Annotated in this window: 14 protein-coding genes; 6 read left to right on the top strand and 8 right to left on the bottom strand. The window is 68.6% G+C overall.

Translation table 11 applies throughout. The features are described from left to right. Positions 1 to 70: 70 nt before the first annotated feature. Positions 71 to 922, bottom strand: a complete 852-nt coding sequence (gene purU, locus J9315_RS12175; RefSeq protein ID WP_198498221.1) for a formyltetrahydrofolate deformylase — start codon at positions 920 to 922, stop codon at positions 71 to 73. 288 nt (positions 923 to 1,210) lie between these two features. On the opposite strand from purU, the gene glyA reads away from it, so the two are divergent. Together glyA and J9315_RS12165 are read left to right on the top strand one after the other, a co-directional pair. Next, a complete protein-coding gene (glyA, locus tag J9315_RS12170; protein WP_211977955.1) occupies positions 1,211 to 2,485 on the top strand; it encodes a serine hydroxymethyltransferase in 1,275 nt (424 codons plus the stop codon). After that, positions 2,485 to 3,366: a bifunctional methylenetetrahydrofolate dehydrogenase/methenyltetrahydrofolate cyclohydrolase gene (locus J9315_RS12165; protein ID WP_198498222.1), complete on the top strand. Its 882-nt coding sequence runs from the start codon at positions 2,485 to 2,487 to the stop codon at positions 3,364 to 3,366. Before glyA ends, J9315_RS12165 begins: the two co-directional genes overlap by 1 nt. 147 nt (positions 3,367 to 3,513) lie before the next feature. Here J9315_RS12165 and J9315_RS12160 read toward each other — a convergent pair whose 3' ends face one another. Continuing rightward, entirely contained in the window at positions 3,514 to 4,476 is a 963-nt protein-coding gene (locus tag J9315_RS12160) for a LysR family transcriptional regulator (RefSeq protein WP_198498223.1), read from the bottom strand. Between the two features lie 72 nt (positions 4,477 to 4,548). Here J9315_RS12160 and J9315_RS12155 point away from each other — a divergent pair, with 72 nt between their 5' ends. Continuing rightward, complete coding sequence (locus tag J9315_RS12155) at positions 4,549 to 5,259, top strand: LysE family transporter (RefSeq protein ID WP_198498224.1); 711 nt, start codon at positions 4,549 to 4,551, stop codon at positions 5,257 to 5,259. A 131-nt stretch (positions 5,260 to 5,390) separates the two neighbouring features. Here the strand turns inward: J9315_RS12155 and J9315_RS12150 are convergent, their stop codons facing one another. Then, complete coding sequence (locus tag J9315_RS12150; protein WP_198498225.1) at positions 5,391 to 5,879, bottom strand: GNAT family N-acetyltransferase; 489 nt, start codon at positions 5,877 to 5,879, stop codon at positions 5,391 to 5,393. Between the two features lie 86 nt (positions 5,880 to 5,965). Between J9315_RS12150 and J9315_RS12145 the strand changes: the two genes are divergently transcribed. Then, positions 5,966 to 6,778, top strand: coding sequence for an exodeoxyribonuclease III (locus J9315_RS12145; RefSeq protein ID WP_198498226.1), 813 nt, complete (start codon positions 5,966 to 5,968; stop codon positions 6,776 to 6,778). Between the two features lie 110 nt (positions 6,779 to 6,888). On the opposite strand, the gene J9315_RS12140 is transcribed toward J9315_RS12145, so the two are convergent. The 4 genes from J9315_RS12140 to J9315_RS12125 form a co-directional block, all read right to left on the bottom strand. Then, complete coding sequence (locus J9315_RS12140) at positions 6,889 to 7,218, bottom strand: multidrug efflux SMR transporter (protein ID WP_198498227.1); 330 nt, start codon at positions 7,216 to 7,218, stop codon at positions 6,889 to 6,891. Next, positions 7,215 to 7,697 carry a multidrug efflux SMR transporter gene (locus J9315_RS12135; protein WP_198498228.1) on the bottom strand — a complete coding sequence of 161 codons (483 nt, stop codon included), beginning with the start codon at positions 7,695 to 7,697 and terminating at the stop codon, positions 7,215 to 7,217. Before J9315_RS12135 ends, J9315_RS12140 begins: the two co-directional genes overlap by 4 nt. A gap of 114 nt (positions 7,698 to 7,811) precedes the next feature. Next, a complete protein-coding gene (locus J9315_RS12130; RefSeq protein WP_332839519.1) occupies positions 7,812 to 8,048 on the bottom strand; it encodes a YbdD/YjiX family protein in 237 nt (78 codons plus the stop codon). Continuing rightward, a complete protein-coding gene (locus J9315_RS12125; RefSeq protein WP_198500918.1) occupies positions 8,045 to 10,264 on the bottom strand; it encodes a carbon starvation CstA family protein in 2,220 nt (739 codons plus the stop codon). The genes J9315_RS12130 and J9315_RS12125 overlap by 4 nt, the downstream gene beginning before the upstream one ends. Positions 10,265 to 10,528: 264 nt before the next feature. Here J9315_RS12125 and trpS point away from each other — a divergent pair, with 264 nt between their 5' ends. Beyond that, complete coding sequence (trpS, locus tag J9315_RS12120) at positions 10,529 to 11,527, top strand: tryptophan--tRNA ligase (protein ID WP_198498229.1); 999 nt, start codon at positions 10,529 to 10,531, stop codon at positions 11,525 to 11,527. Between the two features lie 64 nt (positions 11,528 to 11,591). Next, positions 11,592 to 12,641, top strand: coding sequence for a phosphatase domain-containing protein (locus J9315_RS12115; RefSeq protein WP_137826622.1), 1,050 nt, complete (start codon positions 11,592 to 11,594; stop codon positions 12,639 to 12,641). Between the two features lie 149 nt (positions 12,642 to 12,790). Here the strand turns inward: J9315_RS12115 and J9315_RS12110 are convergent, their stop codons facing one another. Further along, the gene (locus tag J9315_RS12110) at positions 12,791 to 13,795 is read right to left on the bottom strand and encodes a nitronate monooxygenase family protein (protein WP_232623531.1); all 1,005 of its coding nucleotides are present in this window, start codon (positions 13,793 to 13,795) and stop codon (positions 12,791 to 12,793) included. Between the last annotated feature and the right edge of the window lie 29 nt (positions 13,796 to 13,824).

Genomic DNA, 13,824 nt, shown 5'->3' with positions numbered 1-13,824 from the left:
GGGCCGTGGGGACGTTCCCCGCCGAGGCGGTGGCCCGTGACGATGCCCGCCGAGGCGGTGCGGCGTGGGGTCAGTCGAAGACGACAGTGCGATGACCGTCCATGAGGACGCGGCCCTCCGCGTGCCAGCGGACCGCACGGGCGAGCACGGCCGCCTCGACGTCCTGGCCGCGGGCGACGAAGTCGGCGATGTTGCGGTTGTGGTCGACGCGGGCGACGTCCTGTTCGATGATCGGGCCCTCGTCGAGGTCGGGGGTGACGTAGTGGGCGGTCGCTCCGATGATCTTCACCCCGCGGGCGTGCGCCTGATGATAGGGCTTGGCGCCCTTGAAGCTCGGCAGGAACGAATGGTGGATGTTGATGACCCGGCCCTCGAGCGCCGCGCAGAGGTCGGGGGAGAGGATCTGCATGTAGCGGGCGAGGACGATGAGTTCGACGTCGAGGTCGGTGACGAGGCGACGCAGCTGCGCCTCGGCGGTCTCCTTCGTCTCCGGGGTGATGGGGATGTGGTGGAAGTCGTGGCCGTGGAACTCGGCGAGGGGGCGCAGCGCATCGTGGTTGCCGGCGACGGCGACGATGTCGATGGGCAGCTGGCCCGCGCTCTGCTGGAAGAGGAGGGTGTTGAGGCAGTGGGCGGCCTTCGAGACGAGGACGAGGGTGCGGGTGCGCTTCTGTGCGGGCTGGAGACCGAGCGTCATCGAGAACCGGGCGGCCGCCTCGGCGAGGGCCGTCTCCAGGTCCGCCTCACTCACGGGAGCCGGGGTCGTGAAGTGGACGCGGAGGAAGAACTGGTGGGAGTCGGGGGAGGAGAACTGCTGCGATTCGGTGATGTTCGCACCGAGCCCGGCCAGCGCCCCGGTCACGGCGTGGACGACTCCGGTCGCATCGGGGCAGGTGACTCGCAGGATCCATTCTTCGCTCATAGCCGCGAGTCTAATCGGGTGCGACATCGTCCCCGGTCAGCCGTCCGACATCCGGCAGCGCAGGCAGCAGTGACAACGCGGCTGTCGGCCTGCTGTCCAGACGACCGCGCAGACGGCCTCAGCGGCGACCCCAGCGGCGACCCGGGCGGGCCGCTTGGACCCGCACCATCCCGGGCTTCCGGCAGACGGGCGGCCGGGCGGGGGCCGGGGCTTCGCTGTTAGCATTGCCTCGGAACGCGCGCGGGGGAAGACCGCGCCGCCGAATCTCGACGCCACAGGAGTGCAACCATGTCCGAATCCTCGCTGCAGGCTTCGCTTGCAGACATCGACCCGCAGATCGCCGAAGTCCTCGACCTCGAGCTGGGGCGACAGCGGTCGACGCTTGAGATGATCGCCTCGGAGAACTTCGTGCCGCGCGCCGTTCTCGAGGCGCAGGGGTCGGTGCTGACGAACAAGTATGCGGAAGGGTACCCGGGCAAGCGCTACTACGGCGGCTGCGAGTTCGTCGACATCGCCGAGGACCTCGCGATCGACCGCGCCAAGAGCCTCTTCGGCGCCGAGTACGCCAACGTCCAGCCGCACTCCGGAGCCTCGGCCAATGCCGCTGTCATGCACGCGCTCGCCCGTCAGGGCGACAAGATGCTCGGCCTCTCGCTCGCCCACGGCGGCCACCTCACCCACGGCATGAAGATCAACTTCTCCGGTCGCCTCTACGATGTGGCGTCGTACGAGGTCGACCCCGACACGTACCGCATCGACATGGACCAGGTGCGGCAGAAGGCCCTCGACCACCGCCCCGAGGTCATCGTCGCCGGATGGTCGGCGTACCCCCGCCAGCTCGACTTCCAGGCCTTCCGCGACATCGCCGACGAGGTCGGAGCGAAGCTGTGGGTGGACATGGCCCACTTCGCCGGTCTCGTCGCTGCCGGACTCCACCCCAACCCGGTGCCCTTCGCCGATGTCGTCTCCTCGACGGTGCACAAGACGATCGGCGGACCCCGGTCGGGCTTCATCCTCGGCAAGGAGGAGTACGCGAAGAAGCTCAACTCGGCCGTCTTCCCCGGCCAGCAGGGCGGACCCCTCATGCATGTCATCGCCGCGAAGGCCGTGGCCTTCAAGCTCGCCGCCTCCGAGGAGTTCCGCGACCGGCAGGAGCGCACCGTCCGCGGCGCGCAGATCCTCGCCGATCGCCTCCTCGCCGCTGATGTCGCCGAGGCGGGTGCCACCGTGCTCACCGGCGGCACCGACGTCCACCTCGTCCTCGTCGACCTCCGCAACTCCGCCCTCGACGGCCAGCAGGCCGAGGACCTCCTCCACGAGGTCGGCATCACCGTCAACCGCAACGCCGTGCCCTTCGATCCGCGTCCGCCGATGGTCACCTCGGGGCTGCGGATCGGCACCCCGGCGCTCGCGACCCGCGGTTTCGGCGACAAGGAGTTCACCGAGGTCGCCGACGTCATCGCCGAGGCGCTCAAGCCCGGCGCCGACGTCGAGGCGCTCGCCGCCCGCGTGAAGAAGCTCAGCGACGACTTCCCCCTCTACGAAGGACTGGAGCAGTACTGATGGCAGCGCAGATCCTCGACGGCAAGGCCGTCGCAGCGCAGATGAAGGACGAGATGCGCGCCGAGGTGGCCCGTCTCGCCGCACAGGGCATCGTCCCCGGACTCGGCACCGTCCTCGTCGGCGACGATCCCGGGTCGAAGTGGTACGTCGCCGGCAAGCACCGCGACTGCGCCGAGATCGGCATCGAGTCGATCCGCCGCGACCTGCCCGAGACGATCACCCAGGACGAGCTCTTCGCGGTCATCGACGAGCTCAACGCCAACGACGCCTGCACCGGCTACATCGTCCAGCTGCCGCTGCCGGACCACATCGACACCGATGCCGTCCTCGAGCGCATCGACCCGGCCAAGGACGCCGACGGACTCCACCCGACGAACCTCGGCCGTCTCATGCTCAACGTCAGCCGGAAGATCACGACGCCGCTGCCGTGCACACCGCGCGGTGTCATCGAACTCATGGTGCGCAACGGGATCGACCTGCCCGGCAAGCACGTCGTCGTCATCGGCCGCGGCGTCACCGTCGGCCGGTCGATCGGCTCCCTGCTCACCCGCCGGGAGTACAACGCGACGGTCACCCTGACCCACACGGGAACGACGAATCTGCCGGAGCTGCTCGCCCAGGCCGATATCATCGTCGCCGCCGCCGGGTCCCCGCGCCTCGTCAAGCCCGAGGACGTCAAGCCCGGCGCGATCGTCCTCGACGTCGGCGTCTCCCGGGAGGAGGACCCCGAGACCGGGAAGTCGAAGATCGTCGGCGACGTCGATCCCGGTGTCGCCGAGGTGGCCGGGTGGATCTCGCCCAACCCCGGTGGCGTCGGTCCGATGACCCGGGCCCTGCTGCTGCAGAACGTCGTCGACATGGCGGCACGCTCCGCCGAGTGACTGAACCTCGATCGTCGAGCGCCGAGTGTCGAGCGACTGCCCAGCGTAGACCGTCGAGTGGAAACGGCCCGGATGATCCGGGCCGTTTCCGCATTCACCCCAGACCGGTTGGCGACCGGTCAGGCAGGGCTGTTCACACTGTGCCGGTCACCGTGCGCCGGTGTCCGTCAGTCGCCGCCCCTCCGCGGTGAGCGCCTCGAGTCCGGCGGCGATCGTCGGATGGGTGGCGCTGCCGGCGCGGATGTAGGCGCGCAGGCGTCGGTGCGGCACGGTGGGGGAGTCCGGCCAGCCCAGCTCGAGACGACGGACCCCGGCATCCGGGGCGATCCTGATCGTGCGGGGGAGCAGGGCGATGCCGTGCCCGTATTCGACGAGGGCGATGATCGCACCCCAGTCGAGGGCGTCGTGCCGCAGGTGAGGGGTGAATCCCGCCTGGGCGCAGAGGCGGAGGAAGAGGGCCTGCTGGTCGATGAGGTCACCGGCGCCGATCCATGTCTCCGCGGCGAGAGCGGAGAGTCCGACCCGCTCGCTGCCCGCGAGCCGATGCCCGGGTCCGACGATGACGTCGAGGGGCTCGGTGAGCAGCTCGCGCACCTCCCAGGCCCCGCCGTCGTCGGCCGGCGCCGCCGTGCGGGCCGTATCGGCCGACGTCGCGAGAGCGGTGTCCGGGGGTGTGGCGTCCAGCGTCACGACGATGTCCGTCTCGGACTCGGCGAGCATGCGGAACCGGTCGCGCACCGCGTCCTCACCGATCTCCACCGCGACCTCCGGCAGCCGGGCCACCGCGGGACAGACGAGGGCGACGATCGCCGAGGCGACGGCGGAGATCCGCAGCCGGGCGCGGCCGGCTGCCCGCAGCGCTGCGAGGTCGGCGAGAGTGCGCTCCCACTCGGCGTTGAGTGCCGTCGCATGCGCGAGGACCACCTCGGCGGCGGGAGTGAGCCTGACATTGCGACCGACGGGTTCGACGAGATCGGCACCGACGACGCGGGCGAGTCCGCGCAGGTGCTGGGAGATCGTCGACGGCGTGACGTGGAGGAGAGCGGCGGCCGCGGTGACCGTGCCGGTGTCGCGGACGGCGGCGAGCGATTTGAGGCGCGGGTCGATCATAGTGATTCACTGTACAGTTCGTCGTGAATTATTCGATGGACGCACACGATGCGCACCGGGCACGGTGGAGGCATGTGGGCAACCTTCGGATTCGGACTCTGGGCAGGCTTCGGACTGGCGATCCCGGTGGGCGCGGTGGCCGTGCTCCTCATCCAGCGCACGGCGACGTCCTCGCTGCGTCACGGTCTCGCCGCCGCGACGGGAGCGGTCACCGCCGATGCGCTCTACGCTCTTGCGGCGGTGATCGGCGGGACCGCGGCCGCCCGGCTGATCACACCGTGGCAGGTGCCGGTGACGGTCGCCGGGGCGGGTCTCCTCCTCTTCCTCGCCGGGCGGACCGCCATCGACGGCTTCCGGCGCGAGGACGACGATGCGGACGCGAGCGACGGCTCAGCCGTGGGGAGGAACCCTGCCGCGGGGGGTGTTCCCCGCACAGCAGACGAACCGGGTGCGAGGCGCGGCCTGGCCGCGAGGGGCGAACCGCGCTCAGCGCTGCGTGAGGCGCTGCTCTTCTTCACCCTCACCGGGCTCAACCCCTGGCCGCTGCTCTACTTCGTCTCCGTAGTGCTCTCGGGCGGACTGCCCGCCTCCGCCGGTGCTGCAGACTCCGCAGCCCTGCTGGCCGGCATCGTCATCGCCTCGGCGTCCTGGCACTGTGTCCTCGTCCTCATCGGTCGCGGTGCCGGACGTCTCCTCCTCTCACCGACCGGTCGCCGGGTCGGGGGAGTCGTCTCCGCGAGCGTCATCGCGGCACTGGCGATCCGACTGCTCAGCGGGCTGTGACCCGCGTCGCCGGACTCTCCCGGTGCCGTGACTCTCCCGGTGCCGCCACCGTCTCGCGGTCCGGGAGGCGGCAAGACGACGGCCCGGTCACCGCGCTGCGGGTGACCGGGCCGTCGAGGCTGTGAGGAGACTCAGTCCTGGTCGAGCTTGAGTTCGAAGAACACGCGGGGATTGCCGGGGCCGGCGTAGTCCTCGACGAGTTCACCGCTGAAGCCCATCGACGAGTGGAAGGAGATCGCTCCCGACGAGTCGGGCATCGTCGTCGCCTGCACCGAGTCGACGCGCAGTTTGCGGGAATGGTCGATGAATCGCTTGTAGAGCTCACGACCGATGCCGTGATGCCGGAAGTCCTTGTGCGCGGCGACGAGGTGGATGTAGCCGGGACCCTCCTGCGGGATGACTCCGAGGAGGTAGCCGACGATCTGACTGCGGTAGCGCGCGACGAGCCCGGAGGCGACGAACTGACGGAACCAGTACGCGTCGTGATCGGCGCGCAGGTCGCGGTCTCCCCAGAAGTTCTCTTGGGCGCTGAGCAGGAATTCCCGCATCTCTCTGGCGTCGACTTCGTCGAGCGGGCTGATGCTCAGCTCCTCGGCGTCGAAAGTCTCCTCTTCGGCCATTGCGCCTCCTCAGGTCGGCAGTTTCTCAAATCCCACCCTATAACGCGGCGCGCGCAAGAGTAGTTCGCTCTGTCATCATAGAGCACATGATTCGCATTGCCTCAGTCAACGTCAACGGAGTCCGAGCAGCCTGGCGGAAGGGGATGCCCGCCTGGGTCGATGTCTCCGCTCCGGACTTCATCACCCTCCAGGAGGTCCGCGCGGCCAACGACATCGCCCTCGGTGTCCTCGAGGAGAGCGGGTACACGACGATCAGCCACGACGCCGAGGCGAAGGGCCGGGCGGGGGTCGCCGTCATGGCGAAGACCGCCCCCGTGGAGACGCGTGAGGGGATCGGATCCGACGGCTACTTCGATCGGGCCGGACGATGGCTGGAGACGGACTACCGCCTCGGCGACGGCACTCTGCTCACCCTCGTCTCCGCCTACGTCCACTCCGGTGAGGCAGGCACCCCGAAGCAGGACGACAAGTACCGGTTCCTCGACCGGATGACCGAGCGGATGCCGCAGCTCGCCGCGACCGCCGACCACGTGCTCGTCACCGGTGACCTCAACGTCTGCCACACCGAACGGGACCTCAAGAACTGGAAGGCGAACCGGAAGAAGGCCGGCTTCCTGCCCGAGGAGCGCGCGTACTTCGACGGGTTCTTCGGCGATGTCGGCTTCGTCGACGTCCACCGGCAGCTCGCCGGTGACATCGACGGCCCCTACACCTGGTGGTCGATGCGCGGGCAGGCCTTCGACAACGACGCCGGGTGGCGCATCGACTATCACATGGCCACTCCGGGACTGGCCGGAACGGCGACGGTCGCCACCGTCGACCGGGCGAACAGCTGGGGTGAGCGCTGGTCGGATCACGCCCCGCTCGTCATCGACTACGACCTGCCCGCCCCGCAGTGAGGTGAGCCGCCGCGGCGCCGAGGTGGTGCCGCGGCGGCGGCGAGCGTCGGCTTCGCGGATCGACGGTCAGAGGCTGCGGATCGAAACCGCCGTGGCCGAAGCCGCTGAAATCAGAGTGCGGAGCCGACCTCGATGAGGAGGACACCGACGATGATGAGGCCGATGCCGGCGACCATGAGTCTCGTCAGGCGCTCCTGGAAGAGCACGCGTCCGGCGATCGCGGTCAGCGCGACACCCGTGGCCGCCCAGATCCCGTAGGCAACTCCGAGGGGGAAACCGGTGCGCAGGGTGAGGCTGAGCAGGCTGAAGGAGACGATGTAGCCGCCGGCCACACCCGCGTACCACCATTTCGAGCCGCCCACCGAGGCCACGCGCAGGCAGATGGTCGCCGCGACCTCGAGGAGGATCGCGCCGATGAGGAGCGCCCAGCCGAGGATCATGACTCCTCCTGACGAGCCTGCGATTCCGCTGGCCGCCGAGCCGGCAATTCGGCGTCCCGCCGCGGCGATTCCGCCTCCCGCGAAGCCCGCGACTCCGCCCCCGGTCGGGGCGGCGCGGCCGGGTAATCCGCCTCGGTGGCGGCGACCGTCGGCACGTCCTGCCCGCGGTGGCCGATTTCGACGAGCATGACCCCGGCCATGATGGCGACGATGCCGAGCGCCATGACGACGGTGATCGGCTCGGCGAAGAGCAGCGCCGAGGCTGCGGCCGTGAGTGCGACACCGGAGGCACCCCAGATCCCGTAGGCGATGCCGAGCGGCAGCCCCGACCGCAGTGTGAGGCTGAGGAAGACGAACGCGGCGGCATAGCCGAGGGCCATGAGGATGTAGAGGGCCGGATGCTCGATCGCCGCCTTCATCGACAGCGTCCCCGTCACCTCGGCGAGGATCGCTCCCGCCAGAAACACCCACGTTCGCACCCGTCCATCCTCCCCGATGACCACGTCCTCGGGGAAGACCGTCTATCGACGTGAGACCGACGATGCCCAGAGTGTGAACCGTCCAGACGGTTCACACTCTGGGCATCGACACTCTCAGCAGCAGCGCGCCTTCGGGTTGCGGTCCTGTTCATCGGTGTGATCGCGCCAGAACTCCCGCTCTCCCATCGCGCCGTCCCGAGTGCCGTGGCGGCGCTCATAGGACTCGAGGTAGTGGAGGTAGGCGTTCTCACCCATGATCTCTTTCAGGTACCAGAGCAGCCAGGCCCCGCCTCGGCGCAGGGACCCCCACGGATCCCTCGCCATTCGGGTGAGCAAGGGTGTCTCGGTCATGGTCGACTCCTGCCCGACCGCTCGTCCCACTGGGCCTGGACCTCGCGTTCGGACCGGCGGGCGATGAGGCCGGCCGGGGCGAAGAGCTTCGTCTCGGTGAACGGCTCCTCCGTCGTCGGCAGGGAGCCCTTGCGGATGGCTTCGATCGACTTCCACAGCGCCATGACGACGACCATGGCGACGAGGAGGGCGAAGATGATCGACAGCGTGCCCTGGACGAAGGTGTTGCGCACGACCGCGCTCATCGCCTCCACTCCCTGGGTCGCCCCGAGCGAGGTCTCGCCCGCGGCCAGCGCATCCCGGTACGCGAAGTGCTGAGCCCAGTAGCCGAGCTTGGGATCGGAGGAGAAGATCTTCTGCCACGACGCCGTCATCGTCACGATGAGATCCCACGCCAGCGGGATGCCGGGGATCCACGCGTAGCGCGCGAGCCCCATCTTGCACACGATCGCGAAGATCACTGCGAGGGCGATCGCGGCGAGCAGCTGATTGGAGATGCCGAAGAGCGGGAAGAGCGTGTTGATGCCGCCGAGCGGATCGGTCACTCCCATGAGCAGGATCGATCCCCAGGCACCGACCATGATCGCCGTCGTCAGCCACGCGCCCGGCGTCCACGAGGGATCGCGGAAGCGCTTGGAGAAGTTGCCGAGGGCGTCGCTGAGCATGAAGCGGGCGACACGGGTGCCGGCGTCGATCGTCGTGAGGATGAAGAGCGCCTCGAACATCACGGCGAAGTGGTACCAGAACGACATCCAGGCGGGTCCGCCGAAGACGCTGTGGAGGATCTGCGCCATGCCCATGGCCAGGGTCGGTGCACCGCCGGTGCGGGAGACGATGCTCTCCTCACCGACATCGCGCGCCGCCTGCTCGAGGAACTGCGGTGTCGTCTCGACCCCCGACATGCCGAGGGAGTTGTTGATGAAGTCCGCGGCGCCCTGGGCGGTGCCGCCGGTCAGCGGTTCGGCGGCGTTCATCGCGAAGTAGAGGCCCTTGTCGAGGCAGATCGCGGCGACGAGCGCCATGATCGCGACGAAGGACTCCATGAGCATGCCGCCGTAGCCGATGAGCCGGGCCTGCGACTCCTTCTCGATGAGCTTCGGGGTCGTGCCCGAGGCGATGAGCGCGTGAAAGCCCGAGAGGGCACCGCACGCGATCGTGATGAAGAGGAACGGGAAGAGCGCACCGGCGAAGGCGGGGCCGGCGGAGTTGAACGCGAACTCGGTGAACGCGGGCATCTGCACGGTCGGGTTGACGATGAGGATGCCGACGGCGAGCAGCACGATCGTGCCGATCTTCATGAACGTCGAGAGGTAGTCGCGCGGGGCGAGGAGCACCCACACGGGCAGGACAGCGGCGAGGAAGCCGTAGATCATCAGGCACCATGCGAGCGTCACCTTGTCGAGGGTGAAGACCTCCGACCAGACGGGGGAGCTGTTGACCCAGCCGCCGGCGATGATCGCCGCGAGCAGGAGGACGACGCCGATGACCGAGGTCTCGATGACCTTGCCCGGGCGCAGGTAGCGCATGTAGACGCCCATGAACACGGCGATGGGAATGGTCATCGCGATCGAGAAGACGCCCCAGGGGCTCTCGGCGAGGGCGTTGATGATGACGACGCCGAGGACCGCGATGAGGATGACCATGATGAGGATGATGCCGAGCGAGGCGATGACACCGCCGGTCTTGCCGAGTTCGTCACGGGTCATCTGCCCGAGCGAGCGGCCGTTGCGGCGCACCGAGAAGTACAGGACCATGTAGTCCTGGACGCCGCCGGCGAGGATGACGCCGACGATGATCCACAGAGTGCCCGGCAGGTAGCCCATCTGCGCGGCGAGGATCGGACCGACGAGCGGTCCGGCTCCGGAGATCGCGGCGAAGTGGTGGCCGAAGAGGACGCGACGGTCCGTCGGTGCGAAGTCACGGCCGTTGTCATTGATCTCCGCCGGAGTCGCCCGCCGCGGGTCCGGACGGCAGACCTTCCATTCGATGAATTTCGCGTAGAAGCGGAATCCGATGAGGTAGCTGCCGACGGCGGCGGCGACGAACCAGCTCGCCGAGAGGTTCTCCCCGCGGACGAAGGCGACCATCGTCCAACCCGCACCGGCGATGAGGGCGATGGCCACCCAGAGCACGATCCTGCCCGGCGTCCACCGGGGCTTCTCCACCACACCGACCGGGGGCAGCCCCTCTTCGGTCTTGACGTATTCAACCGACACGCGGTCCTCCTCATTGAGCTGGGTCGTCCACGATCCGCCCGGCGGTCCCTGCGCGTGCTGCGGCCGGTCGAGGTCCTTGTCGTGCGGCACCCCGTCCCACCAGCCTCAACATGTGAAGAGCCTTGGCGAATCATGTGTTCTGGATGACATCATACTCGCCGCGGTGTGCCGCGGGTCACGCGGCGTCGGCAACCGGAGGACCGGCATCGGCGGGTGTTCGACAGCGGCGTGAGAGGCGGGGCGCCGAGATGGCAAAATGGAGCCATGACGACGACTTCACTGCCCCGCACCGTGTCCGGAATCCAAGCGACCTCCGATTCCCTCCATCTCGGCAACTACATCGGGGCCCTGCAGCAGTTCGTCACCCATCAGCAGTCCCACGACGCGTTCTACTTCATCGCCAACATGCACGCGATCACCGTCGAACAGGACCCGGCCGAGCTTCGGGAGCGGACCCTGCGCACGGCCGCGCAGTTCATCGCCGCCGGCATCGACCCGGAGGCCTCGACGATCTTCGTCCAGTCGCAGGTCCCCGCCCACCCCCGTCTGAGCTGGGTGCTCGAGTGCACGACCTCGATGGGCGAGGCGACGCGGATGACCCAGTTCAAGGACAAATCGGCGAAGCAGGGTCACGTGTCCCTCGGCCTGCTCACCTATCCGGCCCTCATGGCCGCCGACATCCTCCTCTACAACCCTCAGATGGTGCCCGTCGGGGAGGACCAGCGCCAGCACCTCGAACTCACCCGCAACCTCGCCGAGCGGTTCAACCACCGGTTCGGTGATACCTTCGTCGTGCCCGAGGCGCAGATCCTCAAGGCCACCGCGAAGATCTACGACCTCCAGAATCCGGACGCGAAGATGTCGAAGTCCCTGCCGAGTCCGCTCGGCCGCATCGACCTCCTCGACGAGCCGAAGGCCCTGACGAAGAAGATCAAGTCCGCCGTCACCGACGATGAGACGGAGATCCGCTTCGATCCGACGGCCAAGCCCGGAGTCTCGAACCTGCTGACGATCTACTCGTCGCTGACGAACCGGCCCGTCGACGACATCGTCGCCGACTACGAGGGGAAGATGTACGGTCATCTCAAGGTCGATCTCGCCGAGGTGGCCGTCGAGGCGCTGACGCCGGTGCGGGAGCGCACGCTCGAGCTCCTCGAGGACCGCGCCCAGCTGCAGCGGATCCTCGATGCCGGCGCGGAGAAGGCGAACGCCATCGCCGAGGTGACACTGCGCGAGGTTTATGACAAGGTCGGTTTCATCTGAACCCGCCGTCGGGACACCCCGACGACCACCCCAACGTACCCGCCGAGCGCGTGGAGGAGCCGCCGTGGCCAAGAAGAAGACCGCAGAAGGACCGCTCAACCTGACCCCGGACATGCTGCACACCGCAGCCCGGCTCGAGGACCGCTTCAACGGGTGGATCCAATCGCGAGCGACCAACCACAGCTACCAGCGGACCGTGCTCGCCTACGACACGTACGGCGGCACCGACTGGGTGCGGGTCCTCGGCCGCCTCGTGCTCACCCCCGACGGCCACCCCTCGGCCGATGCGCAGGCCAGCGTCCGCGGATGGCGCTCGTTCGTCAGCGTCCCTCTGCCCAACGACACGGCGTGGGTGCGGATCAACGACGAGGAGCACATGGTCACCTCGGACCGGGGCGGGATCATCGACACCGTCATCCCCGGCGACTTCACCCCGGGGGAGACGGAGATCGAGCTGTGGACCGACGGGTCGCTCGTCGACTCGGCCGCGGTGCGCATCATCGGTGAGGATTCGACGTTCGGCATCATCTCCGACATCGACGACACAGTCATGGTGACCTCGCTGCCGCGACCCTTCCTCGCCGCGTGGAACACGTTCGTCCTCAGCGAGCACGCGCGCTCGCCGGTGGCGGGCATGTCCGTGCTCTACGACCGGATCACCTACATGCGGCCGAACACCCCGATCATCTACCTCTCGACGGGGGCATGGAACTCGGCGATCACGCTCAAGCGGTTCCTCTCCCGCAACCTCTATCCGATCGGGCCGCTGCTGCTCACCGACTGGGGGCCGACGACGACCCGCGTCTTCCGCTCGGGCAAGGAGCACAAGCGCAACACCCTCGAGCGGCTGGCCCGCGACTTCCCGTGGATGAAGTGGCTGCTCATCGGCGATGACGGGCAGAACGACGAGGAGCTCTACGGCGAGTTCGTCGAGAACCACCCGAACAACGTCGCCGCCGTCGCGATCCGCCAGCTCACCGTCGGTGAGGCCGTGTGGGCCGGTGGTCGCTCGAAGCGCCACGGCCGCGGGCAGGGTGTGCCGTGGATCTATGCACCCGACGGCGCCGGTCTCGCCTCGCGCCTGACCGAGCGGGGGATCATCTCGACGATCTGACCTCGGAGTCCCGGGACCCAAGCATCGAAACGGCCACTTCGCGTCGAGACCGCCGCTTACAGGTGGCGGTCTCGACGCGAAGTGGCCGTCTCGGTGCCGGAGCGGGCTCAGACTGCGCCGGCGCGGACTGAGACGGCGCCGGCGCGGGCTCAGACGGTGCCGGAGGCCGCGGCGGGAGCAGTGCGCGCCAGTCGTGTGCGCAGCTCGTCCTCGGCGTCGCGGAACTCGGCGGCGAGGCGATCGACGAGCTCGGCGGTGGTGCGCTGCAGCCCGAGGGCGCCGATGCCCTGACCCGAGCCCCAGATGTCCTTCCACGCCTTCGCGTCGGAGTTCGGGTCGGTGCCGAAGTCCATCTTCGAGGGGTCGGCCTCGGGCAGATCGTCGGGGTCGAAGCCGGCGGCGACGATCGAGCCGCGCAGGTAGTTGCCCTTGACCCCGGTGAAGTAGTTCGAGTAGACGACGTCGTCGGCGGCGGAGTCGACGATCATCTGCCGGTACGCATCGACGACGTTGGCCTCGGGGGTGGAGAGGAACGCGGAGCCGATGTAGGCGTAGTCGGCCCCGGCGGCCAATGCCGCGAGGATCGACCGGCCGTGGGCGATCGCACCGGAGAGCAGCAGCGGCCCGTCGAACCAGCTGCGGATCTCCTGGACGAGCGCGAACGGGGAGAGCGCGCCCGCGTGTCCGCCGGCCCCGGCGGCCACGGCGATGACGCCGTCGGCGCCCTTCTCGACGGCCTTGTGGGCGAAGCGGTTGTTGATGATGTCGTGGAGGACGACGCCGCCGTAGGAGTGGACGGCCTCGTTGACCTCTTCCCTGGCGCCGAGTGAGGTGATGACGATGGGCACCTTGTGCCTGACCACCTCGGCGAGGTCGGCCTCGAGGCGATTGTTCGACCGGTGGACGATGAGGTTGGCCGCGAACGGGGCGGCGGGGGACTCGGGGTGGGCTGCGGTGTAGTTCGCGTTCGACTCGGTGATCTCGTCGAACCAGTCGGCGAGCAGCGACGCCGGCCGCGCGTTGAGGGTGGGGAACGCCCCGACGATGCCGGCCTGGCACTGGGCGGTGACGAGTTCGGGGCCCGATGCGATGAACATCGGGGAGCCGAAGACCGGAAGGCGCAGCCTCAGGTCGAGAGAGTCAATGGGGTTCACGATGCCTCCTTGGATTTGCGAACAGCACC

Source organism: Brevibacterium sp. W7.2, assembly GCF_018137945.1.
Classification (GTDB): domain Bacteria; phylum Actinomycetota; class Actinomycetes; order Actinomycetales; family Brevibacteriaceae; genus Brevibacterium; species Brevibacterium sanguinis.
This window is presented reverse-complemented; position numbering and strand designations above follow the sequence as displayed.

Bases quoted from the DNA above. Each gene is read 5' to 3' on its own strand.
- purU (WP_198498221.1), bottom strand. From the start codon at position 922: ATGAGCGAAGAATGGATCCTGCGAGTCACCTGCCCCGATGCGACCGGA.
- glyA (WP_211977955.1), top strand. From the start codon at position 1,211: ATGTCCGAATCCTCGCTGCAGGCTTCGCTTGCAGACATCGACCCGCAG.
- J9315_RS12165 (WP_198498222.1), top strand. From the start codon at position 2,485: ATGGCAGCGCAGATCCTCGACGGCAAGGCCGTCGCAGCGCAGATGAAG.
- J9315_RS12160 (WP_198498223.1), bottom strand. From the start codon at position 4,476: ATGATCGACCCGCGCCTCAAATCGCTCGCCGCCGTCCGCGACACCGGC.
- J9315_RS12155 (WP_198498224.1), top strand. From the start codon at position 4,549: ATGTGGGCAACCTTCGGATTCGGACTCTGGGCAGGCTTCGGACTGGCG.
- J9315_RS12150 (WP_198498225.1), bottom strand. From the start codon at position 5,879: ATGGCCGAAGAGGAGACTTTCGACGCCGAGGAGCTGAGCATCAGCCCG.
- J9315_RS12145 (WP_198498226.1), top strand. From the start codon at position 5,966: ATGATTCGCATTGCCTCAGTCAACGTCAACGGAGTCCGAGCAGCCTGG.
- J9315_RS12140 (WP_198498227.1), bottom strand. From the start codon at position 7,218: ATGATCCTCGGCTGGGCGCTCCTCATCGGCGCGATCCTCCTCGAGGTC.
- J9315_RS12130 (WP_332839519.1), bottom strand. From the start codon at position 8,048: ATGACCGAGACACCCTTGCTCACCCGAATGGCGAGGGATCCGTGGGGG.
- trpS (WP_198498229.1), top strand. From the start codon at position 10,529: ATGACGACGACTTCACTGCCCCGCACCGTGTCCGGAATCCAAGCGACC.